This is a genomic window from Castellaniella sp. (genome assembly GCF_049671645.1).
Taxonomy (GTDB): Bacteria; Pseudomonadota; Gammaproteobacteria; order Burkholderiales; family Burkholderiaceae_B; genus Castellaniella.
The window spans coordinates 103,535-127,677 of record NZ_JBATVG010000019.1 but is presented as its reverse complement, the minus strand read 5'-3'; the positions used below and the strand labels follow the sequence as shown (position 1 = coordinate 127,677).

The window sequence follows — 24,143 nt, the reverse complement described above, 5'->3', positions numbered from 1 at the left end:
CAGGCAGGCTGCGTGCAGCCCGCCTGCGCGCGGTCGGCGAGTCCATTCTTCATGCAATCGATCCGGACCTCATGCCATTGGTGTCAGGGGGGGCCGGTAACAGGGTGATTGGCTGTGAGTCATATCAATACGCAGGTTTTCAAGAATTACATCGACGGAAAATGGCAGGTTGCGGCCTCGGGTGACGTCTATCCCAACCTCAACCCCGCGGATACGTCGGACATCGTTGGACAGTTCCAGGATTCGGACAGGCAGGATGCCCGGGCCGCGATCGATGCCGCGCATGCTGCTTTCCCGTCCTGGCACTCCACGCCGATCTCCAGGCGCGCCGCCATTCTGATCCGTGCGGCCGAGCTGCTGCACGAGCGGGCGGACCAGATCGCCGAGGAACTCACCCGCGAGGAAGGCAAGCAGCTGTCGCAGGCCAAGGCGGAGGTGCTCAGGTCCGCCGGCACATTGCGGTTCTATGCGATCGAGGGTCAAACCTATTCGGGCGAGACGTTCCCCCAGGACGATCCCGATATGGTGGTCTATACCCAGCGGGAGCCGTTGGGCGTCGTGACCGTCATCTCGCCCTGGAATTTCCCGATCTCCATACCGTCCCGCAAGATCGCGCCCGCGCTGATCACGGGGAACACCGTGGTCTTCAAACCGTCCACAGACACGCCGCTGTCCGGCTACCGCCTGGCGGAGGCGCTGGTCGATGCCGGCATCCCGGCCGGTGTCCTGAATTTTCTGACCGGCCGGGCGTCCCGGGTCGGCGATGTCCTGACGCAGTCGCCCGAAGTCCGCGCCGTGACGTTCACGGGGTCGACGCAGGCGGGCGAGGCCATCCATCGCGGCGCCTCGATGACGACGCGGCTGCAGATGGAACTGGGGGGCAAGAACCCGCTGATCGTGATGGCGGACGCCGATATCGATCTGGCCGTGGATCTGACGATCAAGGGCGGCCTGTCGCTGACCGGGCAGGCCTGCACCGGCACCAGCCGGGTACTGGTCGACGGCGCGGTCCGCCAGTCGTTCACCGAAAAACTGCTGCAGCGGGTCGCGCAACTCAAGATCGGTCCCGGTATGCAGCATGGCAACGACCTTGGGCCCCTGGCAACCGCCAATCAGATGAAGACCGTCCTGGAGTACATCGCGATCGGCAAAGCGGAGGCTACCCACCTGGCGGGAGGGGATCGCCTGAGCGGGGATGGATACGACAACGGCTACTTCGTGACGCCTGCGATCTTCACCGACGTGACGCCCGGCATGAGGATCGCGCGCGAAGAGATCTTCGGCCCCGTCATCGCGATCCTGGCGGTGGATGGGTATGAAGAGGCGATCCGCATCGCCAATGACACCGAATATGGCTTGTCGGCGGGCATCGTGACGCGGGATGCGCGCCTCGCCCACCGGTTCGCAAACGATATACAAGCCGGGACGGTCAAGATCAATCGCACGACGACCGGAAACCTGGTGAACGCGCCCTTTGGCGGCATCAAGCGCTCCAGCACCGCGACGTTCAGAGAGTCCGGACGCGCCGGCCTGGAGTTCTTCACGCAGATCAAAACGGTCTATCGCGGCGTTTGAGCCTTTATTTTGAAGACGGCTTCAGGGGAAACCATCGAAGCGCTAATGCAACTGGAGAAAACACATGAAAAAGACCGTACAGCTGGAACAGGCGGAGGCCCGCCTGATGGTGGATGCGGCCATCGCGCGCTCCCGGGAAATCGGAGTGCTGGAGACTGTATGCGTGGTCGATGCCGGCGGTTTCCCGATCGTGCTGGAGCGCATGGATGGCGCCCGGATCACCGGACCGCAGATTGCCATGAACAAGGCCTTCACGGCGGCCGGGCACAAGCGTTCCACACACCTGTTCACCACCCCGCCCAACGGGCCGGCCTTGCCGGGCAACGAAGCCTTTGGCATTCAGCTGACCTTCGAGGGACGCTTTGCGGCCTTCGTGGGCGGGTTTCCGATCGTGGTGGACGATGAGGTCATCGGGGGCATCGGGCTCAGCGGCGGCAATGGCAAACAGGACACGGAAGCGGGACTTGCCGGCCTGCGGGCGCTGGCTGCCGCGTTGAAGGATAAGGGCATGACCGTGCTGGTGGAAGCCGATATCAAGAAATAAGCCCGCCACCGGGCAAGTCTGGAGAGCCGCCATGAGTCATCGGATAGTGGTATCGGATACCGACGAGGCATTCGAGGTTTCACGGGATGAAACCATTCTTGATGCCGCCCTGCGCGCCGGCGTCAAGCTGCCGCACGAGTGCACCTTCGGAGGGTGCGGCACGTGTCGGATCAAGCTGCAGGAGGGATCCGTACACTACGATGAATTCCCGATGGCGCTCACCGAGGAAGAGGCTGCCCAGGGCTATGCCCTGGCGTGCCAGGCGCATCCCGATTGCGATGCGGTGATCACGCCGGCCGGCAAGGGGCTGGAATTGCCCGATCCTGTCCGCACGCCCGCAGTGGTCAGGGCCGTTGAACCGCTCACTGCGGACATTTCACGATTGGTGCTTCAGCTTCCCGAGGACCTGGACTGCGATTACCGGCCTGGCCAGCATATGAATATCCTGCTCAAGGGCGCGGGTGAGCGCAGCTTTTCAATGGCGGGCGCTTATCCCTTCGGCAACGAGGTCGAATTCCACATCCGGCGTGTGCCGGGCGGGCATTTCACTCAAGACCGCCTGGGGTCGCTTGCTGCGGGTGATGCGCTGGACGTCGAGATCCCGCGCGGGACATTCTGTTATCACCCGGATGACTACCGCCCCATGGTTTTCGTGGCGACCGGCACGGGCCTGGCCCCGATCCGCGCCATTCTGGAATCCCTGCTGGACGATGAGGACTGTCCTCCGGTGTCACTGTACTGGGGGATGCGCACGGAGACGGATCTCTATGCCAAAGAGGAACTCGACTCTTGGGCCGGCCGCTTGTATGAGTTCAATTTCGTGCCGGTCCTGTCCCGGGCTTCCGATGCCTGGCAGGGAAGGCGCGGCCATGTGCAGGAAGCCCTCGCCCAGGACTTCAAGGAGGTGTCCGAGTTCGCCTTTTATCTGTGCGGATCGCCCGGCATGGTGACCGATACCAAGCGATTGTTGCTGGGGCTGGGTGCTGAACTGGACTACATCTATTCGGATAGCTTCACCTTTCACCACCGCGACCATCCGGTAGCGGCCTGATGATGACCGCCGCCGGATTCAGGGCTGAAGCGCGCCGCGCGTGGATGCAGAGCGTGAATTCACGATGCGTGCGCGTGGCGGCGGCTGGCGTGTGACGCGCCGGCATGCGGGTGTTGCGGCTCGCAGCGAGCGGGTTCGCCGGGAGCCATCCCGATTTCTCCCTTGAGGGCCCGGGCCAGATCCTTCGCGGTGATCGCGAACAGCGGGATGGTGCGCCGGAGGACTGACCTGTGATTGTAGAAATGACCCAGTAGTTCGCCTACCGGCGTGGAAGGGTAGCGTTTAGGGGATGCCATGATGGTCTCCTGTCTGAATTCGTCTCGATCGACTTGTATTTAGTATACAGTTTATAGACAGGTTTTACTAGTGTTAACCCTTATTTCCATGGGGGTTTGTCGGGTGTGAGACACACGCGGGGCCGGCATCTGAGATCTTCAGTGCCGGCCAGGCGTGTCGGCCCCACCCCTGCTGTCACATGCTCGTCACCTGCGACCACTAGACTGCGTGCTCCTCTCCCAGCCTTTCAAGGATGAGCCCATGCAGTTTCGCCATTTGCCGATCATCGCCGCGGTCGTCGGCGCCCTTCCATTCGCTGTCGCCGCGCAGCAGGAGACGCCCGCCGAGTTGCGGGGGCATGCCGTGCTGGCGGCAAAAAGTGTCGTGCCGGCGCCGGCGGACGCCCCGGCCGACCTGAAAATATCCGGTAAGTACACGACCCAGCGTCGTGTCGATGCGCTGGAGACCGTCATGGGTCATTCGGCGGACCGGCCGACCGGCATGGCCTTGCCGATCCAGGGCCAGCCTCGCCAGGGCCATTCCGGCATCAAGATGATGGCAGACGGCACGGCCTGGATACTGACTGACAACGGCTTTGGCGCCAAGGCCAATTCCATGGATTCCATGCTGTACCTGAACCAGTACCGTATCGACTGGGAGAAGGGCGAGCTCGCGCCGCTGCGGACGGTCTTCCTGAACGATCCCGACAAGAAGATCCCGTTTCGCATCGTGCACGAAGACACGACGCAGCGCTATCTGACGGGCTCGGACCTGGACACCGAAAGCTTCCAGCCCATCGGCGAACACTTCTGGATCGGAGATGAGTTCGGTCCTTATCTGATCAAGACCGACCGCACGGGCAAGGTGCTGGCGTTTTTCGAAACGCAGGTCGACGGCGCGCCGGTCCGCTCGCCGGACCATTTCGGCGTGGCCTCGCCCGGCGGGCCGGGACAGTCGTACACGGGCGTGAACCTGAAGCGCTCCAAGGGTTTTGAAGGCATGGCCGCTTCGCCGGACGGCCGTTTCCTGTATCCCCTGCTGGAAGGTCCTTTGTGGGATGCGCAGGCCGGAACCTGGGAAGCCAGGGAAGGCAAGACGGTGCTGCGCGTCCTCGAATTCAGCGTCGCCGACGAAAAATGGACGGGCCGCTCCTGGTTCTACCCCCTGGAGGGCAAGGACCACGCCATCGGTGATTTCAATATGATCGACGCGCAGTCCGGCCTGGTGATCGAGCGGGATAACGGGGAAGGCACGCCCGACAAGGCCTGCGCGTCCGGGGCGAAGGACACCCGGGGCTGTTTTTCCAGTCTGCCGTCGTTCAAGCGGATCTACAAAATCGCCTTCTCGGATGAGAACGCGGGGCAGGCCGTGCGCAAGGTGGCCTACATCGATCTGCTGAAAATCCAGGATCCCAAGGGCATCGCCCGCAAACCGCTGACGGACGGCGTCCTGCAGTTTCCCTTCTTCACCATTGAAAACGTCGATGTCGTGGATGCGGAGCATATCGTCGTCGGCAACGACAACAACTTTCCCTTCTCGTCCAGCCGCGAACCGAATCGCCAGGACGACAACGAACTGGTGCTGCTGCGCGCCGAACAACTGCTGAACAGCCGGTGATGACCATGAAATCATATGATCTGGACGATATCCCCGCGAATCCTTCCTGCCAGGAATCGCTCGCGCATCTGCAGGCGCGCGTCAGCCGCCGCGGCTTCCTGGCCGGTGGCCTGAGCGTGGGAGCCGTGGGTTTCCTGGGCGGGATGCTGCCGGTCGCTCGGGCGCTGGCTGCCGCCGGCTCGGCTTCAGCCGCGCCGGTGCTGGGTTTCAAACCCGTGCCCATGAGCACGGCCGATACTGTGGTCGTGCCCGAAGGGTATGGCTATGCCGTGATCAAGCGCTGGGGGGATCCCCTGCGGGCCGGCGCGCCCGTGTTCAAGGGCGACGCCAGCGACGATGGTGCCGCCCAGGAACAGCAGGTCGGCTACAACCACGATGGCATGCACTTCTTTCCCATCGACGGCAAGGACGGAGCTTCGGGCGGCAGCACGGAAGGCCTGCTGGTCACCAACCATGAATATGTCACGCCGCACTACTTCTTCCCGGTCGGAGTGCAGCCAGGCGGCCCGACATGGACGCTGGACTGGATCCGCAAGGCCCAGCATGCGCAAGGCGTATCCGTCACTCATATCCGGCTGGATGCGCAGGGACGGTGGCAACTGGTGGAGGACTCGCCCTACAACCGCAGCATTCACGCCAATACCCCGATCGATATGAGCGGTCCGGCAGCCGGGCACGCGCTGCTGCGCACGAAGGCGGATGCCGGCGGTCGGCAGGCGCGGGGCACGTTCGGCAATTGCGGCAACGGCTGGACGCCCTGGAATACCTACCTGACCTGCGAAGAGAACTTCACCGATTACTTCGGCATCGGCCGCCAGGACGCGAAGACGGTGGATTATCCGGATGCGGCCTATCGCGAGCATATGCAGCGCTACAAAGGCGGCAGCAAGACCTCCGATCCGGACTATGCCTGGGACCTGCACGACGAACGCTTCGATTGGACGCGGGAGCCCAATGAATACAATCGTCACGGCTGGATTGTCGAGATCGACCCGTTCGATCCCAAGGCCGCGCCGCGCAAGTTGACCGCGCTGGGGCGTTTCAAGCATGAGAACGCCGCGCTGACCATCGCTCCCGATGGCCATGTGGTGGTCTATATGGGCGATGACCAGCAAAGCGAGTATCTCTATAGATTCGTATCGGACCAGGTCTTTCGCCCGGGCGATGCCGCCCATAACCGCCAACTGCTGGAACGCGGCGTCCTGTATGTCGCGCGGTTCGATGCGGGCGCGGACGGCCAGGGGGTCGGCCGCTGGATCCCGTTGGTCCTGGACACGACCGCGGCGGACGGCGGGCGGCTGGGCGCCCTGTTCAACGAGGATATGGGCGAGTTGCTGGTCAAGACCCGGCAGGCTGCGGATGCGGTGGGCGCGACGCCCATGGACCGGCCCGAATGGGTGGCCGTGCATCCGGGCCGGCGCGAAGCCTACGTCACGCTGACCAACAACAGCGCGCGCGGCAGTGGCAAGCCGCGCTGGCCGGGCGGCCCGGCGCATCCCGGCGCGGATGCCGCCAACCCCCGTGACAAGAATATCTATGGCCAGATCGTGCGCTGGCGCGAGTCCGGCCAGGCGGCGTCCAGTCAGGATTTCACGTGGGACATCTTCCTGCTGGCGGGTAATCCGGGTGTCTATGGCCAGGATGATCCCCGTCGAGGCTCCCGGAACGTGACGCCGGACAACACCTTCAACAGCCCCGATGGCCTGGGTTTCGACCCGCAGGGCCGCCTATGGATCCTGACGGATGGCAAATACAGCAACGGCGGGGATTATGCCGGCCAGGGCAATAACCAGATGCTGGTCGCCGATCCTGAAACCGGCGAATTGCGCCGCTTCCTGACGGGTCCCAAGGGCTGCGAAGTCACCGGCATCACCTGGACGCCGGATCAGCGCTTCGTCTTCGTCAACATCCAGCATCCCGGGGAAGGCCCGACGCTGGACGAAGCCCAGGCCCAGCCGCTGTCCGCGTCACGCTGGCCGGATGGCGATCAGGCGACGCGCCCCAGACCGGCCACGGTCGTGATCTGGAAGCAGGATGGGGGGATCGTGGGGGCCTGAATCTGTGGTGCCGGCTGAGGGAATCGAACCGTCGACCTTCTTGCTGCCGGTGTGATCAGGGTCCTTCGAGCTGTCGTGGCCCGCACACAGAGGCGGGCGCAAGAGCAGGCTACACACGCAGAGCCGCGCAGCGCTGTCTGAAGCCAGTGCTGCGCGGCTCTGCGCCATTCAGGAATACTTGCTCACCGTGGCCTTTTCGACGCGGGAGATGACCAAATACATGAGGCCGGACAGCAGTGCCAGCACGACGATGGCGGCCATCACGATATTGAGCTTGAATACCTGGCTGCCATTGATGATCAGGAACCCCAAGCCTTGGCTGGCGGATTGGAATTCCCCGACAATGACGCCCACCAGAGCCAGACCGATATTCATTTTGAGCGCTGCCAATAGTGTCGATACGCTGCCCGGCAGCACCACCATGGTCAATACCTGGCGGCGCGTCGCTCCCAATGTAATGGCCAGTTTGATCTTGTTCGGGTCGATGCCGCGAAAGCCCTCATAGACCACCATGATCGTAATGAAGATGGAAATGGCGACGGCCATGCCGTAGATCGAATATTCGGGGCCCAGCCAAATATAGAAAATGGGAACCAGAGCGATCTTGGGCATGGCGTTGGCGATCACCATGAACGGGTCGATGATCTTGTAGAGTGTCGTGGACCACCACAACATGGCGGAAATGCCTACGCCGACGAGCATGCTGATGGTGAAGCCGACCAATGTTGCGCGAAGCGTGGCCCAAGTATGGGACAGAAGGTCGCCGTTCTGGAACAGATCGACCAGTGTCGGCCAGACGGCGCTGGGGTAGCTGGTCAGCAGGGGATTCATGATGTGCGTGCGGGCCAATATTTCCCATAGCGCCAGCACCGCCATCAGCAAAATAATCCGGACAGTCAGCACGAAGCGTCGTCGCTTGGCTTCGCGGCGCAGATAGGCCAGATAAGGGGGGCTGGGCACGGTAGCCAGCGCTCCAGACTGTCTGGGTGAGGGTAGGCTCATTTCAGTGGTTTGAGTGTTCATGTGATCTGCTCCCGCGTGACTTAGCCCTCGACGTGGACGTCCAATTCGTCCCACAGAGTATTGAAATACATATTGAATTCCGGAAGCGTCCGTACTTCGAAAGGTGTCGGCCGGCCGCTGGGGACGCTGGGAAAGTGGATGGCGTGCTCCGACTTGATGCGACCCGGACGACGAGACAGGACAACGACCCTGTCAGTCATGGAAATCGCTTCGCCGATGTCGTGGGTGACCAGCACCACCGTCTTGCCTTCGGCGCGCAAGACATCCACGACCTCGTCGGCGATGGCAAGCCTGGTCTGTGAATCCAAGGCGGAGAATGGCTCGTCCAACAACACTACATCCGGGTCGGTCGTGAGAGTGCGGGCCAGGGCGACTCGCTGTCGCATGCCTCCGGACAGCGCTTTGGGGTACTGGTCCAGGAAGCGGCCCAAGCCGCATTTTTCGAGGAAATGTACGGCGCGGTCCCGCGCGACCTTCATGTCGCGCCCCTGAATCTGTGCGCCAAGAAGAGCGTTATCCATGATCGTGCGCCATTCGTACAGATAGTCCTGCTGAAGCATGTAGCCTATCCGAGGCGATGGCTTGGTGACCTGCTGCGCTCCCACATAGACTTTGCCTTCCGACGGAGGAAGGATCCCGGCGATAATGGATAGCAGCGTGCTTTTTCCGCATCCGGACTGACCGATCAGGCTGACGAATTCGCCCGGCTCGACGGTCAGCGAGATATCGGACAGCGCCAGTATTTCCGCCTGTGGCGTGAAGTAGCGTAACGAGACATGGCTGATCTCGATGCGGTTTTCTGTGTGGGCTGAACGTGTCGTTGGACAGGTTTCAAGGGCCTCCGCTGTCATCATGGCGTCACCTTTTTAGCAAAACTGACGTCCACCAGCTGCTCATAGGGGATGCGCTGGTCAGGCTTGAGCAAGCCGCGATCGATCAGCATGTCCTGCAGCTTTTCCATGGCCCCCTGCTCGATCAACGGGGTCTTTTTCCACAAATTCAGCGGACGGTAGCGATTGATCGCTTTGACCAGTTCCGCCTGGCTCACGCCGGGGAAATACGAATCTATATGCTTGGCCAGGTCTTCGGGAGTCGCTGTCTGGACATACTGCTGAGCCCGATAGATGGCCCTGGTCCAGGCCTCCAGTACTTCTGGATGCTTGGCAATGTAGTCATCCGTCGTGGTAAACGAGGTGAAGTCGACCGGCCCGACCTCTTGGCCGATAGAAGCCACGACTTCGCCCTTGCCGGCCTTTTCCATGTTGCTGGCTTCAGGTTCAAGGAAGATAGCGTAGTCGGTTCGATCTGCCATCCATGCGCCGGCGCGCGCAGCGGGGCCGATATTGCTGATGATCTTGACGTCTTTGTCCGGATCCAGCCCGTGTTGCTTAATTGCGGTTTCCAGGAAAACGTCGGGGCTGGAACCCTGGCGAAACGACATGATGGTCTTGCCTTTGATTTCATTCCAGTCAAAGGGCTTGGTGGGGTTCTTGCCCATCAACAAGAACCCGTCGGTTGCGGTCAAGCCTGCAAACAGACGAGTTTTGACGGGAGATTCACTGTTGTTGACGTAGACCGACGCCTCCGGGCCGATCAACACCACGTCCGCGCCGCCCGACAACAATGCCGCCATTCCTTTATCGGTGCCTTGGGATGTCTTGAGGGCGACATCCAGTCCCTCGTCCATGAAATATCCCTGGTTCAAGGCAACATACATGGGCATGTAAAGTATCGAGCGGACGACTTCCTGATAGCGGACTTTTGTGGGTGATGCCGCGTTGACCGGCGTAACCGACAGGGCCACCGCTCCTGCGGTGGCGATCGACACGACCACTTGAAAGGGTCGGTGCAATGCCAGCTTCTGTATCGATTTCAAGATACTCATGATTTGTCTCCGGTAGTTTGCTTGTTTATGTAAAGGGTGGCGCAGTATCTTCAACAGGTCATTCAACGTAGGTCAATGCGTTTTTTCCGAGCAGGTGAGCTTCCGAAAAGCGTAGGGCATATTCCTGCATCCGTGCGTTTCCAAAAACGTCAATTGGAGTTGACGTCACTCGCTCTCTGAATATTTGAACGTCCACACCGTCGAGTAGTCGTTGAAGGGCGCGGGCAAGCGGCATCCCGTTTTCCATGATTTCCAGCACATGGCTATTGCCAACCATCAGCTTGAGCCCCAGCTCGCTCGCAGCCTCGACCAGGGCGTGTCCTTCGTAGACACGGCTGATGGACGCCAGCACGGTATCGATGTCCGGATCATCCTTGAGGGCCGAGCGCAAGTGATCCGCAGTGAAGCCGGTGTGCGGGAAAATGTGTACCAGTTTTTTGATGGGGCTATCCGGGTCGCCCAGCAGCACGCGCCCTCGGGTTACCAGACTGCCTTCTTGAATATCGGTGGAGCCTTTGATGCATCTTTCCGCCTCCAGCATTTGTTCTTCGACGTCCAGGCCCATGAACTGATCCAGGCGCAGAAGGATGTCACGCATGCTGTGTATTCCTTTCAGTGGTGCGCCCACGTACATCACATTCCCGTGTATCCCCCCATATGCGATGCTGCTTTTGAGGATGGTGTGACCATGCAGGTGGGCAATTCCGGGATGCAGGCCGTGAAAGGCTTCGTGGCATTCCAGGACTGCAATCCCATACAGATCCAGGTAGTCTCGGAGCGTGACACCACCGCAGCTCGCGGCGTCAGCCACCGGGTGGTGCGCCACGATTGCATCGACGCCGGTGGCCCCCGCAAGCTCCACGCCTTGCTCGGTGAGTGTCATGCAGACAGCGATTTTCTTGATTTGCTTCGCGGGGTCTCCGTAGATCAGGCTGGGGATTTCCAGCACGCTTTTCCCGTAGATGCCAGATGATTTCAGTATGACGAATTCGTACTCTCCATCCTTGGCTGCCTCCACGGAAGGTACCATGCGGCCACCTGTGATGATGTTCAGGGAATCCAGGAGGTCGGATACAGTCTTCATGTCGAAATTCCAATAAAAAAGCCGACACCAAACACTGGAATCATCTTCCAGTATCGGGTGCCGGCGATATCATGCGCTTTTGGCAGCCTCGCAAGTTTTCATGCGAGGAACCTAAAAGACCTTCAACCAGTCAGCATGAGCTACCCAGGGTATTGCATCACAGCCTTCAGGGCTTAATGCAGGTACGCCTGTACTTCTTTTTTCAGCAAGACGACCGTGGATGACAGCTCGTCGTCTCGATCGTAATCTTTGAATATTGAACTGACTTCGAATTGGTAGTTCTTGGTCAGGATCTCCTTGAGTTGGCTTTTGAACAAGCGGACCAGATAATAGTCCGCAATATCCGCTACTAGCGCTGACTGTTCACTGACGATCTGTAGAGGTACGACTCTTTTGTGGACAGCCAGCATGAATATTTTCTCGTCCACGATGTCAATCTTCAGGGTAACAACCCCGGTAGAAAACAGGCGCGAATTGATCAGGTTGTAATCGCGTGTCAACGCCTGTTTGAGTTCACCCAAGGTTCTGCACTTTTCTTGAGTCATGACACCATCTATGGACTTTTCGCCCGTCGATTATTGATTTAAGTATACAGTATATCGTTTTGGCGGTTACCCCAGGAAACCCTAGAGTTCGGCAGCCCTGTTGCCCGGCGCCTGATATCTTGCTTTCACTTTAGCAGGTTCCGAGCGGCCGGCCTATCAAGATTGGCTAGGGTTTTCCACCTAGAGCGCCGGAGATGCATTCTTTATGTTGGCGGCCGTATCCCAAGATGTGTTTGCAGGTCGCTCGTGGAAAGCCGGAAAGCGAAACGCCACCCAAATAGGTGGCGTTTCGCCTGATGTCCGTGGTGCCGGCTAAAGGAATCGAACCCTCGACCTTCTCATTACAAGTGAGCTGCTCTACCAACTGAGCTAAGCCGGCGAAAGACCGCCATTCTACAGGAATGGCGGTCTTATTTGACGATCTTCAGGTGGGACGGCTTGGGGCTGGCGGGCGGTGTGTCGTCCGGTGTCGGGGCCGATGCCGCCGACGCTGTCTCGGGCGGTGCATCGTCGCCGCCGGGGTAGGGCTGGGATGCGACGACCTCGAAGCCCATGCCGGCGCCGGTTTCCCGCGCGTAGACGGCCGAGACCGCGGCCACCGGGATGAACAGGTGCTCGACCGCGCCGTTGAACCGGGATTCGAATTCGATGTATTCGTTGCCCATCGTCAGCCGATTGGTGGCCAGATGGCTGATGTTCAGCGTGATCTGGCCATCGTGCACGTGCGCGACCGGCACCACCGTGTTGGCGTCCACCGTAACCACCAGATAAGGCGTATAGCCGTTGTCCGTGCACCATTCATGCAGGGCGCGGATCAGGTACGGTTTGGTCGAGGTTTCCTGCATGATCAGCGACGCATGACCTTTTCGGACGGCGTCAGCGCCTCGATGTAGGCGGGGCGGGAGAACAGGCGTTCGGCGTATTTCTGGATCGGGGCCGCGCTTTTCGGCAGTTCGATGCCGTAGTGGGCCAGGCGCCACAACAGGGGAGCCACGGCCACGTCCAGCATGGAAAATTCGTCGCCCAGCATGAACTTGTTTTTCACCAGCAGCGGGGCCAGCTGAGCCAGCCGGTCGCGGATGTTGGCACGGGCCGCGTCGCGGGCCTTTTCGTCCGTGATGTTGCGGTTTTCCAGCGTGGACACGTGGACGAACAGTTCCTTTTCGAAGTTGTACAGGAACAGGCGCGTGCGGGCCCGCATGATGGGGTCGGCCGGCATCAGCTGGGGATGTGGGAAACGCTCGTCGATGTATTCGTTGATGATGTTCGATTCGTACAGGACCAGGTCGCGTTCGACCAGAATCGGGACCTGGCCGTAGGGGTTCATGACCGCGATGTCTTCCGGTTTGTTGTACAGGTCGATATCGCGGATTTCGAAGTCCATGCCTTTTTCAAACAGCACGAAGCGGCAGCGTTGCGAAAAGGGGCAGGTCGTCCCGGAATAGAGCACCATCATGTCGAGGATTCCAATGCAGAAAAAGCGGGGGATGCGCCCCGAAGGGCGCACGTTTTACCGGACATGCTTCCAGTAGGCGTGGTTCATGCGGATGGCCACGAACAGGAACAGGAACAGGAACAGCATCACCCAGACGCCGATCTGCTTGCGCAACAGCTGGCCCGGTTCGGCCATCCAGCCGAGGAAGTTGCTGAGATCGGCTACGTTGCTTTCAAACTGGCTGAAGGTCTTGGGATCGGCTGAGTCAAAGCGTCCGGACAGGGATGATTCGCCCTCGTAGCCGGGCAGGGCTTCGTTTTTGACGGTGGCGAAGCCAGACGCGTCGAAAACCTTGGTGGTGCGCGTCCAGTGCGCAGCGCCCTTGTCGTCGGAGACCTCGTGGACCTGGACGCTGGTGTAGCTGCGCGGGCCTTCGAGTTCCCAGAGCACGTTGGGCATGGCGACGCTGGGGAACACGGTGTTGTCCCAGCCGGTTTTCTTCGTCGTGTCGCGGTAGAAGCTGCGCAGATACGTATAGATGTAGTCCACGCCCGAGGGGCCGAAGTTGCTGTTTTTCGCGCGGGCGATCACGGACAGGTCCGGGGGCGCGGCGCCAAACCATTTCTTCGCGTCTTCGTGGGTCATGGAGATCGTCATCAGATCGCCGACCTTGTCGCGCGAGAACAGCAGGTTTTTCTTGATGTCGGCTTCCGTCAGGCCCAGGTCCATCAGCTTGTTGTAGCGCATGGAGCTGGCGCTGTGGCAGTTCAGGCAGTAGTTGACGAACAGCTTCGCCCCATTTTGCAGGGCGGACAGGTCGGTGATGCGGTCGGGGGCGCGATCCAGGTGCACACCGCCTTCGGCGGCGAAGGTCAGCGTGCAGGTCAGGGAAAGGGCCAGGGCACCGAGCAGTTTTTTGATCATGATCTTTCCGTAACAGTCAGTGATGGGCCATTAGTGAGCGCGGAACGTAACGCGGTCGGGGACCGGCTTGAACGTTCCAAGGCGGCTCCAGACGGGCATCAGCAAGAAGAACGCCAGATAGATCACCGTGCAGATCTGACCCATCATGGTGAAGGTCGGGGTCACGGGCTGCGTGCCCAGCCAGCCCAGGATCAGGAAATTGACGATGAAGATGCCGTACAGGAACTTATGCCACGACGGACGGTAGCGGATCGATTTCACCGGGGAATGATCCAGCCACGGCAGGAAGAACAGGATGACGACGGCGCCGCCCATGGACACCACGCCCCAGAATTTCGCATCCAGGGTCTTCATCAGGATGGCCACGATGATCAGGATGGCCGGAATGGCCAGGCGCCAGATGCCCGACAGCTTGCCCTTGGCAAACAGCGCCAGGGCGGCCACGACGGAGGCGGCCGACAGGATCCAGGTGAAGTCGCTGGTGGTGGCCCGCAGCATGGTGTAGAACGGCGTGAAATACCAGACCGGCGCGATGTGCGGCGGGGTCTTCAGCGGATCGGCCGGAATGAAGTTGTTGTATTCCAGGAAGTAGCCGCCCATTTCGGGGCCGAAGAAGATGATGGCGGCGAAGACGATCAGGAAGCCCGCCACGCCCACGATGTCGTGCACCGAGTAGAAGGGGTGGAAGGGGATGCCGTCGACCGGACGGCCGTATTTGTCCTTCGGGCCTTGTTTGATCTCAACGCCGTCGGGGTTGTTGGAACCCACTTCGTGCAGGGCGATGATGTGCGCCACGACCAGGCCGATCAGCACCAGCGGAATCGCGATCACGTGGAACGAGAAGAAGCGGTTCAGCGTGGCGTCGGACACCACGTAGTCGCCGCGGATCCACAGGGACAGGTCGGGACCGATGAACGGGATGGCGGAAAACAGGTTCACGATCACCTGGGCGCCCCAGTAGGACATCTGGCCCCAGGGCAGCAGGTAGCCGAAGAAGGCTTCGCCCATCAGGCACAGGAAGATCGCCACGCCGAAGATCCAGACCAGTTCGCGCGGTTTGCGGTAGGACCCGTAGAACAGGCCGCGCAGCATGTGCAGATAGACCACCACGAAGAACATCGACGCGCCGGTCGAGTGCATGTAGCGGATGAACCAGCCGCCCGGGACTTCGCGCATGATGTATTCGACGGACTCGAAGGCGAAGCGCGCGTCGGGCTTGTAGTTCATCACCAGGAAGATCCCGGTGACGACCTGGATCACCAGCACCAGCAGCGCCAGCGACCCGAAGAAATACCAGAAATTGAAGTTTTTCGGAGCATAGTATTCGGACATATGCTCTTTGAACATTTTGCTCAGGGGGAAGCGGCGGTCTACCCAGCCCAGCAACCCGGTCGTCTCGACATTATTTTCGGCCATGAACGGCTCCTATCAGTATCACGGAAAGATGAACGGCGCGTTCATCAGGCCTTGCTGGGGTATTCGTCGACCCCGATCATGACGTGTGACCCGTCGGGAGAAAACGCGTAGGGCGGAACTTCGAGGTTGTCGGGCGCGGGCTTGTTCTTGAACACGCGGCCGGCCAGATCGAAGGTGGAACCATGGCAGGGGCACAGCCAGCCGCCCGGCCAATCGTTGGGCAGGCCCGGCTGGGCGCCCGTCTGGAAGTGGGCCGTGGGCGAGCAGCCCAGGTGAGTGCAGATGCCGATGCAGATGAAGTATTCGGGTTTGCGCGAGCGCCATTCGTTCTCGGCGAATGCCGGCGTGAAACCGGGGCGCTTGGACTGGGGGTCGGCCAGTTCCGCGTCGTGCTTGGGCAGGTCTTCGAGTTCGGCCTTCGTGCGGCGCACGATCCAGATCGGCTTGCCGCGCCATTCGACGACCATCATCTGGCCTTCGGGCAGGCCGGAGATATCCGCTTCGACCGGGGCGCCTGCGGCCTTGGCCTTTTCCGACGGGGCAAATGACCCGACCAGCGGGACAGCCGTCGCGATACCAGCCACCCCACCCAGGGTACAGGCTGAAGCCACCCAGAAACGTCGCGAAGGATCGGGGGGCAGGTTCGGGTCGACTGCGCCCTGCTCGTCGGACTGTGTCGGATTCTGACTCATTTGTTATCCCTGATAGCCGCCCAGCGGGCGGAGCGGTTTGACAATAATCTCTGCATACGCGTGAGCTGCGGCGGCCGGCCAGGCCCTGCCGGCGCATCCCACGGGGGTCCTCAACCGCGTATTATAGCGTTACGACCAATGGGGTAAATGCCAAGGAGACACGCATCATGGCCGGAGCACGTGGTTTCATCAAGGAATTCCAGGAATTCGCCGTCAAGGGCAACATGATGGACCTGGCCATCGGGGTCATCATCGGGGGCGCCTTTGGCAAGATCATCGATTCCATCGTCAATGACCTGGTCATGCCGGTCATCAACTTCATCCTGGGCGGGCAGGTCAATTTCGACAACCTGTTCTGGGTGATGCGCCTGCCCGAAGGCTACGCCGGAGCGATGACCGCCGCCGAACTGACCAAGGCCGGCGCCGTCGTCTTCGCGTGGGGGCACTTCCTGACCATCTTCGTCAACTTCATCCTGCTGGCCCTGGTGGTCTTCATCCTGGTGAAAATGGTGAACAACGCCCGCCGCCGCCTCGAAGCCCCTCCCGCGCCGGCGGCAGCCCCCGCCACCCCCGAAGACATCGTCCTGCTGCGCGAAATACGGGATTCTTTGAAGAAATAGACTGCCTCGACCCGAGGCGGCGGCGCGCCCTGAAGGCGCGCCGCCCTTCCTGCAACGTTCTTGTGCCTTCCATCAAAGAGGCATTGGGCCGTTTGCATGCGCCACGCTGATCGGACGCTTCGCAGCGGCCCAGCCGTCGCGATACTCCACCAGGCAGCAATTCCTCGGGACATGTGTCGTCGCACCCCTCGGTCCCGTCGAACACCGTCACAATCCGCGTCAATCGCCGTGCCCTGGGGCTTTCCGGCCCTGTTGGAGCTTACTCGTCCATATCCGGCGCAGCCGCCGAGTCGCGACCGGGGCCGGAAAGCCCCAGGGCACGGCGATGAGGTCCCGCGAAATCGCGACCAGGGCCGCTAAGCGCCGGGACGCGACGGTGAGACTCTCGATCAGCAGCCTCGCGCCGGTGGAGATCCGCCACCGGCAGCCGAACGCCCATGAGTCCCAGCCCCGCAATGCCGGGCCGTCACACCGGATTGTCGATATCCACGAACGTGCAAGGCACCCCGAACTGCGCCTCGATCGCCGCCCCCAGCGCCTGCACCCCATAGCGTTCAGTCGCATGGTGCCCCGCGCTGATGTAAGCGCTGCCCGTTTCCCGCGCCAGATGCACCGTCGGTTCCGAAATCTCACCGCTCACATAGCAATCCGCCCCCGCCGCGAGCGCCGCCTCCATCATCCCCTGCGCCGCCCCCGTGCACCACGCCAGCCGGCGCACCGCCTGATCGAGTTCCCCGATCACAACCGGCTTGCGGCCCAGCCGCTGCGCGATATCCGTGGCCAGCTCGCCCACCGTGCAATCCCAGGCGGGCGCGCCCAGCCAGATCAGATCGTCGGGGCCGCAGCGGTGCGGCGTGCCGTCGGGCTGGATGTCCGGCGTCCAGTCCATCACCCGGGCCAGCTGAGCGTTGTTGCCCCATTCCGGGTGGGCGTCCAGCGGCAGGTGATACGCGAACAGATTGATGTCCTGGGCCAGCAGGGCCGACAGACGCCGGTGCTTGGGGCCGCGGATGCAGGGATTCTCGTTTTTCCAGAACCAGCCGTGATGCACCAGGATGGCATCGGCATGGCGGGCGATGGCGGCTTCGATCAGGGCCTGGGACGCCGTCACGCCAGTGACGATATGGCGGATGTCGGCGCGGCCCTCGACCTGCAGGCCATTGGGGCAATAATCTTTGAATCGTTCCGGCTGCAGGGTGCCGTTCAGCCAGTTTTCCAGTTCCTGGCGGGAAATCTGTGGTTTCATTGGGGGTTTGTCCTTTTTGCGGCGATGTCGCCCGGAGTCTGTGTCTATGAGACGATTGTGGCTGATTTTCGCTCAGACCGTAACCGTGTGTCTGGGCGTGCTGTTTCTGGTGTCCACCCTGCGGCCGCAATGGCTGCCCGAGCGTGACGCCCCGTCGGGCGGCACGGCGGCCCTGTCCGCTTCGGGCCGTCCGGCGCCGAACGCGGCAGCGGGGCAGGCCATCGTCAGCTATGCCCCGGCCGTCGCCCGGGCCGCGCCGTCCGTGGTCAACGTCTATACCCGCAAGCATGTCGACGTGCCGCTGATTCCCCTGCCGCCGGACCCCGGCCTGCAGCAGTTGCTGCGCAGCCTGCCGGGGTTTACCCAGCGGCAGAATTCCACCAGCCTGGGGTCGGGCGTGATCGTGCGCGCCGATGGCTACATCCTGACCAACAACCATGTGATCGAATCCGCCGATGCCATCGAGGTCAGCTTGAAAGACGGCCGCCAGGCCACGGCCAAATTGGTGGGGGCGGACCCCGAAAGCGACCTGGCGGTGCTGAAAGTCGATCTCGATAAGCTCCCGACCATCGTGTTCGATCCCGAACAGTCCGTGCGGGTGGGCGACGTGGTGCTGGCGATCGGCAACCCCTTCGGCGTGGGACAGACCACCACCCAGGGCATCGTGTCCGCCTTGGGGCGCAATCGCCTGGGCATCAACACCTACGAGGACTTCATCCAGACCGATGCGGCCATCAATCCGGGCAATTCCGGTGGCGCGCTGATCGACACCCAAGGGCGTCTGGTGGGTATCAACACGGCTATTTATTCCGAAACCGGCGGGTCCTTGGGCATCGGATTCGCGATCCCTTCCGGTCCGGCGCATCAGATCCTGGATCAGATCATCGAACATGGCCGGGTGCAGCGCGGTTGGCTGGGGCTGGAGCCGCAGGACATCACGCCCGACCTGGCCCGGGCCTTCCGGTTGAAGGATGATCGGGGAGCGATCGTGGCCCGGGTGTTTCCGCGCGGGCCGGCCGCGCGGGCGGGCCTGCAGGTGGGCGATATCCTGCAGTCGCTGGACGGCCAGCCGGTGCGCGATTCATTCGACTTGCTGAACCGCCTGGCGCCCATGAAGGCCGGCAGCACCGCCCACCTGGGTGTGCTGCGCGGCGGCAAGGCCCTGGCGCTGGATGTCACGGTCGGAGTGCGCCCGGCCGTGCGTCGGCCCTCGCATTAGGCACAAAACATCCGGGGCGCCCCGCAGGGCGCCCCGGATGCCTGGCAGGGCTGGGCCAGCCCTAGCGCTTCAGCAGTTTGGCGGCCGCCACGGCGAAGTACGTCAGGATCCCGTCGCCGCCTGCGCGCTTGAAGGCCAGCAGCGATTCCATCATGACCTTGTCGTGGTCCAGCCAGCCGTTGGCCGCCGCCGCCTTGATCATGGCGTATTCGCCGCTGACCTGATAGGCGTAGGTCGGCATGCCGAAGGCGTCTTTCACTTCCCGCAGCACATCCAGGTAGGGCAGGCCGGGTTTCACCATGACCATGTCGGCGCCTTCGCGGATGTCGGCGGCGACTTCGCGCAGGGCTTCCAGGCGGTTGGCCGGGTCCATCTGGTAAGTGGCCTTGTTGGACGCGCCAAGATTCGCGGCGGACCCCACGGCGTCGCGGAAGGGGCCGTAGAAGGCGCTGGCGTATTTCGCGGAATACGCCATGATGCGGGTGTGGATGCGGTCGTGGGCGTCCAGGGCCTGGCGCACGGCGCCGATGCGCCCGTCCATCATGTCGCTGGGGGCGACGATGTCCACGCCGGCGCCGGCGTGGGTCAGGGCCTGGCGCACCAGCATGGCCACGGTGGGTTCGTTCAGCAGCTGGCCGTCGGCGTCGATCAGACCGTCCTGGCCGTGGCTGGTGTAGGGGTCCAGGGCCACGTCGGTCAGCACGCCCAGTTCGGGGAAGTGCTGCTTCAGCAGCGCCACGGTGCGGGGAATCAGGCCGTCGGGGTTGGCGGCCTCGGCGCCGTCCGGCGTTTTCAGCGCCGGGTCGATGTGCGGGAACAGGGCCAGCACCGGGATGCCCAGGGACAGGCATTCCTCGGCCGCCCGCAGCAGCGTGTCGGGGGAATGGCGGACGACTTCGGGCATGGAGGCCACCGGTTCGCGGACATTGCGGCCTTCCTGCACGAAGACGGGATAGATCAGGTCGTCGGCGGACAGACGGTTTTCGCGCACCAGGCGGCGCGAAAAATCATCGCGCCGGTTGCGCCGCAGGCGGGCAGTGGGGAAATCGACGGGGGGTAGAAAATCAGTCATGTCAGAGTCCTGGGGATGATCAGGGAATAGGCGCGTGAGCCACAGCGAGCGGTCCGGTCAGGGGACGACCTGAGGTGAAATCCAGTTTTCGATGTGGGCGGCGGCGTCTTCCAGGCCGATGCGGTGGGTGGCGGAAAAGGGCAGCGCGGTCAGCGTGCCGATCTCGGCCAGGTCCTTGCGCACCTGGGCGATGGCGCGGATCCGCTGCCCATAGGGCAGTTTGTCGGCTTTGGTCAGCAGGGCCAGTGTGGGCAGGCCGCGCAGGCCGATCCAGTGGGCCAGGCGGCGGTCCAGGTCGGTGACGCCGCGACGGATGTCGATCAGCAGGACCACCCCGGCCAGGCTGCTGCGCTCGTGCAGGTAGCCGCCCAGGACTTCCGCCCATTCGTCGCGGGAAGCGCGGTCCACCGCTGCATAACCGTAGCCCGGCAGATCAACCAGAAAGCCCAGCCAGGCGTCATCCGTGATGGGATCGGGGATGCCGAACAGGTTGATCAGGCGCGTGCGCCCGGGCGTCTTGCTGGAAAAGGCCAGGCGGCGCTGATTGGTCAGGACGTTGATGGCGGATGATTTGCCGGAATTGGACCGGCCCGCGAAGCAGACCTCGGCGGTGGTCGGGGCGGGCAGTTGGTCCAGGCGGGCGGCAGAGACCGTAAAACGGGCACGATGGAGAAGGGACACGGCGGATCGGTGAAGGCCCTGTGGGCACGGAGGACAAGGGGCAGGCGCATCGGGTGCCGGCCTGCGGCGTTGGCGTTGGCCGACATGGGCAGCGAAGGACGCCTGGTGCCTATTGTATAATCTTCGCTTGTATTTGTTACGCCGGCTGCCTTGGGGCTTCTTCCATGGGCGGCCTGGCCTCATGACCTGATGGCGCCTTGCGGCGCTCGTATCCGAATCCGAGGACCTCATGAAGCGTGCGCTTTCCAGTATGTTCATGGCCGGCAGCCTGGTGCTCGCCGGCGCCCTGCCTGGTTTGACCCACGCTCAGGACGCCGCCACGCCCGATGCCAAGGCCGGCGAGCAGTTGTTCATCAAGGGTGACATGTCCCGCGGCGTGCTGGCCTGTGTGACCTGTCACGGCGACGCCGGCAACAGCACCATTCCGGCCAACCCGAATCTGGCCGCCATGCCGCACGAATACATCGCCAAGCAGCTGCACGATTTCGTGCCCCAGGGCGACAAGCGCGCTGCGCGCACCGGGGCCGATGGCGCTCCGTCCATCATGTCCACCATTGCGCCGTCGCTGACCGCCCAGGACGTCCAGAACGTCGCCCTGTACCTGTCGCAGCAAAAGCTCGATTGGGACAAGGCGGGCACCGCCACCCACGAAGCCACCATGGATCGCGGCCAGCACATCTGGCGCGCCGGCATCGCCGATCGCCAGGTGCCGGCCTGTGCGGCTTGCCACTCGGCCAATGGCGCCGGGTTGCCGGGCGAATTTCCGCGTCTGGCGGGCCAGCATCCGGAATATCTCCTGGAACAGCTCAAGCTGTTCCGTTCCGGTGATCGCGAAAACAGCATCATGCATGACATCGCCAGCCGCATGACCGACCCCGATCTGGCCGCTGTGGCGGATTTCGCCGCCGGGCTGCGCTGATGGGTAACCGGTTGGCCGGGGCACGCGGGCTGCATGGATAGCCGCGCGGCCGTTCGCCAGCCGGGGCATTTCCCGGTTGCGTCTGGGGTTTTGGGAAGGATCCTGGCGCAGTCGGTGTAAGGTTGAACTTTAAAAAATATATAGGGGGGGACGCGCAAGCGCGCCTCCCTTTTTTCTTGAGTCGGGCAGCCGTGACGTCTTCTTCCAGTCCCCGTGTGCGGGGTGCGGACATTGTCGAACTTCTGGGTTCGATGCGTTTCGCCATCAGCCTGCTGGTGTTCATCTGCGTGGCCAGCCTGATCGGCACCGTATTGCCGCAGAATCAGGCCACCAACACTTACATCGATCAGTTCGGTCCGTTCTGGTATGCGGTCTTTGATCAGTTTTCCATCTGGCATATCTACAACAGCCCCTGGTTCCTGTTGATCATGGCGTTCCTGGTCGTGTCCACGACCTTGTGCGTCATGCGCAATACGCCCAAGATGCTGCGCGACATGCGCACCTTCCGGGAATATGTGCGCGGATCCAGCCTGAAGGCCTTTCACCACAAAGTGGACGTGGACAGCGCGCTGAGCCCCGATCAGGCCGTGGAACAGGTGGGGGCGCTGCTGCGTCGCCAGGGGTTCCGCTACCGGGTGCGCGCCGATGGCGACAGCAGGATGGTGGCGGCGAAAAAGGGCGCGGCCAATCGCCTGGGATACATTTTCGCGCACGTGGCCATCATCGTGATCTGCCTGGGCGGGTTGCTGGATAGCGAACTGCCCGTGCGGTTCCAGACCTGGCTGTTCGACAAGCAGCCGGTCGTGGGCAATATGCTGATTTCCGATGTGCCCGAATCCGGACGGCTGTCGGCGCGCAATCCCAGTTTTCGCGCCAATATGCTGATTCCCGATGGCAAGCAAAGCAGCATGGGCATCGTGTCGGTGGGCCAGGGCGTCCTGTTGCAGCCGCTGCCGTTTTCAGTCAAGCTGAAAAAATTCTACGTCAAATACTATGACACCGGCATGCCCAGCGATTTTCGCAGCGACGTGGTCGTGACGGACCTGGCCACCGGGAAATCCTTCGACCGCACCATCAAGGTCAACGAACCCTTGCGCTACAAGGGCGTGACCGTCTATCAGTCCAGTTTCGACGATGGCGGCAGTACCTTGCAGCTGAAGGCCTGGCCTCTGTCGGGCACGGGCTCGCAGTCCCTGGATCTGTCCGGGACGGTTGGCGGAAACGCCCAACTGCCCGCCGCTCTGGGCGCTCAGACGGTGGATTACACCGGCTTGCGCGTCATCAATGTCGAGAACATGGGGGGTGACGGCGATCCGCAGCCGGTCGACCTGATCCGCGACGTGGCCGCCGTGACCGGCAGCGCGGCGCGGCCGCGCAACGACCATCTGCGCAATGTCGGTCCCAGTGTCCAGTACCGCCTGGTCGGAGCCGACGGACAGGCCCACGAATTCACTCAGTACATGCTGCCGGTGCGGATCGACGATTTTCCGATGTTCCTGCTGGGGACGCGCAACACGGCGGCCGAGCCTTACCGTTACCTGCGCATTCCGGCCGATGATGGCGGCACGATGCAGGAATTCATGCAGTTGCGCGCCGCCTTGGCCGATCCGGACTTGCGCGATCAGGCCGCCCGCCAATTTGCCGCCCACAATGCGCCTGAAGGCGAACAGCGCGACCTGATGTTCCAGGCGGCCCAGGGGGCGCTGCGCACGTTCTCGCAGCGCGGCTTCAACGGCATCATTGATTCCGCTCCGCCCGACCAACGGGAAAAGATCCTGAATTTCGCCGTGCCCATGATTCAGCTCAGTCTGCGGGAATTGCGCACCTTGATGCGGGCGCAGCAGCACCTGCCGGCGCTGCCCGACAGCGGGCCGCAGGCCGAACATGAAGCTCAATGGCTGCGCCTGTCGGTGTTGGCGCTGGCATCGTTGCCGGATTACCCGGCGCCGGTCGCCTTGCAACTGTCCAATTTCCAGCAGGTCCAGGCCAGCGTTTTCCAGGTGGCTCGCAGCCCCGGCAAGAACACGGTGTACCTCGGTTGCCTTTTGCTGGTACTGGGCGTGTTCTCGATGTTCTATATTCGGGAAAGACGGGTCTGGGTCTGGATCCGTCCGTCGAATACCGGCAGCAGCTGGCTGGCGGCCATGACGACCCAGCGCCGCAACCTGGATTTCAATCACGAATTTGAGCGCCTGCGCGATGCGCTGCGCCGCCTCGGAGGATCCCATGACAACTGACATCCTGACGCCTGATGCAGGGGCC

At 62.2% G+C, this 24,143-nt stretch carries 23 protein-coding genes and 1 tRNA gene; 9 read left to right on the top strand and 15 right to left on the bottom strand.

The window, feature by feature from the left end; translation table 11 throughout:
- Positions 1-114 precede the first annotated feature (114 nt).
- The 3 genes from WBG56_RS09110 to WBG56_RS09100 all read left to right on the top strand — a co-directional run bounded on the left by WBG56_RS09110 (position 115) and on the right by WBG56_RS09100 (position 3,170).
- Complete coding sequence (locus tag WBG56_RS09110) at positions 115-1,575, top strand: aldehyde dehydrogenase family protein (RefSeq protein WP_424267462.1); 1,461 nt, start codon at positions 115-117, stop codon at positions 1,573-1,575.
- A gap of 64 nt (positions 1,576-1,639) precedes the next feature.
- Positions 1,640-2,119, top strand: coding sequence for a GlcG/HbpS family heme-binding protein (locus tag WBG56_RS09105; protein ID WP_424267460.1), 480 nt, complete (start codon positions 1,640-1,642; stop codon positions 2,117-2,119).
- A gap of 31 nt (positions 2,120-2,150) precedes the next feature.
- Complete coding sequence (locus WBG56_RS09100; RefSeq protein WP_424267458.1) at positions 2,151-3,170, top strand: 2Fe-2S iron-sulfur cluster-binding protein; 1,020 nt, start codon at positions 2,151-2,153, stop codon at positions 3,168-3,170.
- Positions 3,171-3,229: 59 nt separating this feature from the next.
- Here WBG56_RS09100 and WBG56_RS09095 read toward each other — a convergent pair whose 3' ends face one another.
- A complete protein-coding gene (locus WBG56_RS09095) occupies positions 3,230-3,466 on the bottom strand; it encodes a hypothetical protein (RefSeq protein ID WP_424267456.1) in 237 nt (78 codons plus the stop codon).
- 241 nt (positions 3,467-3,707) lie between these two features.
- Between WBG56_RS09095 and WBG56_RS09090 the strand changes: the two genes are divergently transcribed.
- Both WBG56_RS09090 and WBG56_RS09085 read left to right on the top strand, forming a co-directional pair.
- Positions 3,708-5,063, top strand: a complete 1,356-nt coding sequence (locus tag WBG56_RS09090; RefSeq protein ID WP_424267454.1) for an esterase-like activity of phytase family protein — start codon at positions 3,708-3,710, stop codon at positions 5,061-5,063.
- 5 nt (positions 5,064-5,068) lie between these two features.
- A complete protein-coding gene (locus tag WBG56_RS09085; RefSeq protein ID WP_424267452.1) occupies positions 5,069-7,120 on the top strand; it encodes a PhoX family protein in 2,052 nt (683 codons plus the stop codon).
- A gap of 168 nt (positions 7,121-7,288) precedes the next feature.
- Here the strand turns inward: WBG56_RS09085 and WBG56_RS09080 are convergent, their stop codons facing one another.
- From WBG56_RS09080 to petA, 11 genes are all read right to left on the bottom strand, one after another.
- Entirely contained in the window at positions 7,289-8,080 is a 792-nt protein-coding gene (locus tag WBG56_RS09080; protein WP_424267450.1) for an ABC transporter permease, read from the bottom strand.
- Between the two features lie 83 nt (positions 8,081-8,163).
- Positions 8,164-8,994 (bottom strand): ABC transporter ATP-binding protein, encoded by an 831-nt coding sequence (locus WBG56_RS09075; protein ID WP_424267856.1) that lies wholly within the window; start codon positions 8,992-8,994, stop codon positions 8,164-8,166.
- Complete coding sequence (locus WBG56_RS09070) at positions 8,994-10,028, bottom strand: ABC transporter substrate-binding protein (RefSeq protein WP_424267448.1); 1,035 nt, start codon at positions 10,026-10,028, stop codon at positions 8,994-8,996. The genes WBG56_RS09075 and WBG56_RS09070 overlap by 1 nt, the downstream gene beginning before the upstream one ends.
- 58 nt (positions 10,029-10,086) lie before the next feature.
- Complete coding sequence (locus tag WBG56_RS09065; RefSeq protein WP_424267446.1) at positions 10,087-11,112, bottom strand: Nif3-like dinuclear metal center hexameric protein; 1,026 nt, start codon at positions 11,110-11,112, stop codon at positions 10,087-10,089.
- Between the two features lie 173 nt (positions 11,113-11,285).
- Positions 11,286-11,657: a DUF2294 domain-containing protein gene (locus WBG56_RS09060; protein ID WP_424267444.1), complete on the bottom strand. Its 372-nt coding sequence runs from the start codon at positions 11,655-11,657 to the stop codon at positions 11,286-11,288.
- Positions 11,658-11,960: 303 nt separating this feature from the next.
- Positions 11,961-12,036: transfer RNA gene (locus WBG56_RS09055), tRNA-Thr, on the bottom strand.
- 31 nt (positions 12,037-12,067) lie between these two features.
- On the bottom strand, positions 12,068-12,502 hold the full coding sequence (locus WBG56_RS09050) for a ClpXP protease specificity-enhancing factor (RefSeq protein WP_424267442.1): 435 nt from the start codon (positions 12,500-12,502) through the stop codon (positions 12,068-12,070).
- 2 nt (positions 12,503-12,504) lie between these two features.
- Positions 12,505-13,113, bottom strand: a complete 609-nt coding sequence (locus WBG56_RS09045) for a glutathione S-transferase N-terminal domain-containing protein (protein ID WP_424267440.1) — start codon at positions 13,111-13,113, stop codon at positions 12,505-12,507.
- Positions 13,114-13,167: 54 nt separating this feature from the next.
- Positions 13,168-14,016 (bottom strand): cytochrome c1, encoded by an 849-nt coding sequence (locus tag WBG56_RS09040; RefSeq protein ID WP_424267438.1) that lies wholly within the window; start codon positions 14,014-14,016, stop codon positions 13,168-13,170.
- 30 nt (positions 14,017-14,046) lie between these two features.
- Positions 14,047-15,432, bottom strand: coding sequence for a cytochrome b (locus WBG56_RS09035; protein WP_424267436.1), 1,386 nt, complete (start codon positions 15,430-15,432; stop codon positions 14,047-14,049).
- 44 nt (positions 15,433-15,476) lie between these two features.
- The gene (gene petA / locus WBG56_RS09030; RefSeq protein WP_424267434.1) at positions 15,477-16,124 is read right to left on the bottom strand and encodes a ubiquinol-cytochrome c reductase iron-sulfur subunit; all 648 of its coding nucleotides are present in this window, start codon (positions 16,122-16,124) and stop codon (positions 15,477-15,479) included.
- 167 nt (positions 16,125-16,291) lie between these two features.
- Between petA and mscL the strand changes: the two genes are divergently transcribed.
- On the top strand, positions 16,292-16,744 hold the full coding sequence (gene mscL, locus WBG56_RS09025; RefSeq protein ID WP_424267432.1) for a large conductance mechanosensitive channel protein MscL: 453 nt from the start codon (positions 16,292-16,294) through the stop codon (positions 16,742-16,744).
- A gap of 466 nt (positions 16,745-17,210) precedes the next feature.
- Here the strand turns inward: mscL and WBG56_RS09020 are convergent, their stop codons facing one another.
- The gene (locus tag WBG56_RS09020; RefSeq protein ID WP_424267430.1) at positions 17,211-17,990 is read right to left on the bottom strand and encodes a Nif3-like dinuclear metal center hexameric protein; all 780 of its coding nucleotides are present in this window, start codon (positions 17,988-17,990) and stop codon (positions 17,211-17,213) included.
- A gap of 46 nt (positions 17,991-18,036) precedes the next feature.
- Here WBG56_RS09020 and WBG56_RS09015 point away from each other — a divergent pair, with 46 nt between their 5' ends.
- Positions 18,037-19,209 carry a trypsin-like peptidase domain-containing protein gene (locus WBG56_RS09015; RefSeq protein ID WP_424267428.1) on the top strand — a complete coding sequence of 391 codons (1,173 nt, stop codon included), beginning with the start codon at positions 18,037-18,039 and terminating at the stop codon, positions 19,207-19,209.
- Positions 19,210-19,270: 61 nt separating this feature from the next.
- On the opposite strand, the gene hemB is transcribed toward WBG56_RS09015, so the two are convergent.
- Together hemB and yihA are read right to left on the bottom strand one after the other, a co-directional pair.
- Positions 19,271-20,281, bottom strand: a complete 1,011-nt coding sequence (gene hemB, locus WBG56_RS09010) for a porphobilinogen synthase (protein ID WP_424267426.1) — start codon at positions 20,279-20,281, stop codon at positions 19,271-19,273.
- A 57-nt stretch (positions 20,282-20,338) separates the two neighbouring features.
- The gene (gene yihA / locus WBG56_RS09005) at positions 20,339-20,962 is read right to left on the bottom strand and encodes a ribosome biogenesis GTP-binding protein YihA/YsxC (RefSeq protein WP_424267424.1); all 624 of its coding nucleotides are present in this window, start codon (positions 20,960-20,962) and stop codon (positions 20,339-20,341) included.
- A 229-nt stretch (positions 20,963-21,191) separates the two neighbouring features.
- Here yihA and WBG56_RS09000 point away from each other — a divergent pair, with 229 nt between their 5' ends.
- Both WBG56_RS09000 and WBG56_RS08995 read left to right on the top strand, forming a co-directional pair.
- Positions 21,192-21,881: a c-type cytochrome gene (locus tag WBG56_RS09000; RefSeq protein ID WP_424267422.1), complete on the top strand. Its 690-nt coding sequence runs from the start codon at positions 21,192-21,194 to the stop codon at positions 21,879-21,881.
- 251 nt (positions 21,882-22,132) lie between these two features.
- Positions 22,133-24,118 (top strand): cytochrome c biogenesis protein ResB, encoded by a 1,986-nt coding sequence (locus WBG56_RS08995; protein ID WP_424267854.1) that lies wholly within the window; start codon positions 22,133-22,135, stop codon positions 24,116-24,118.
- Positions 24,119-24,143: the final 25 nt, after the last annotated feature.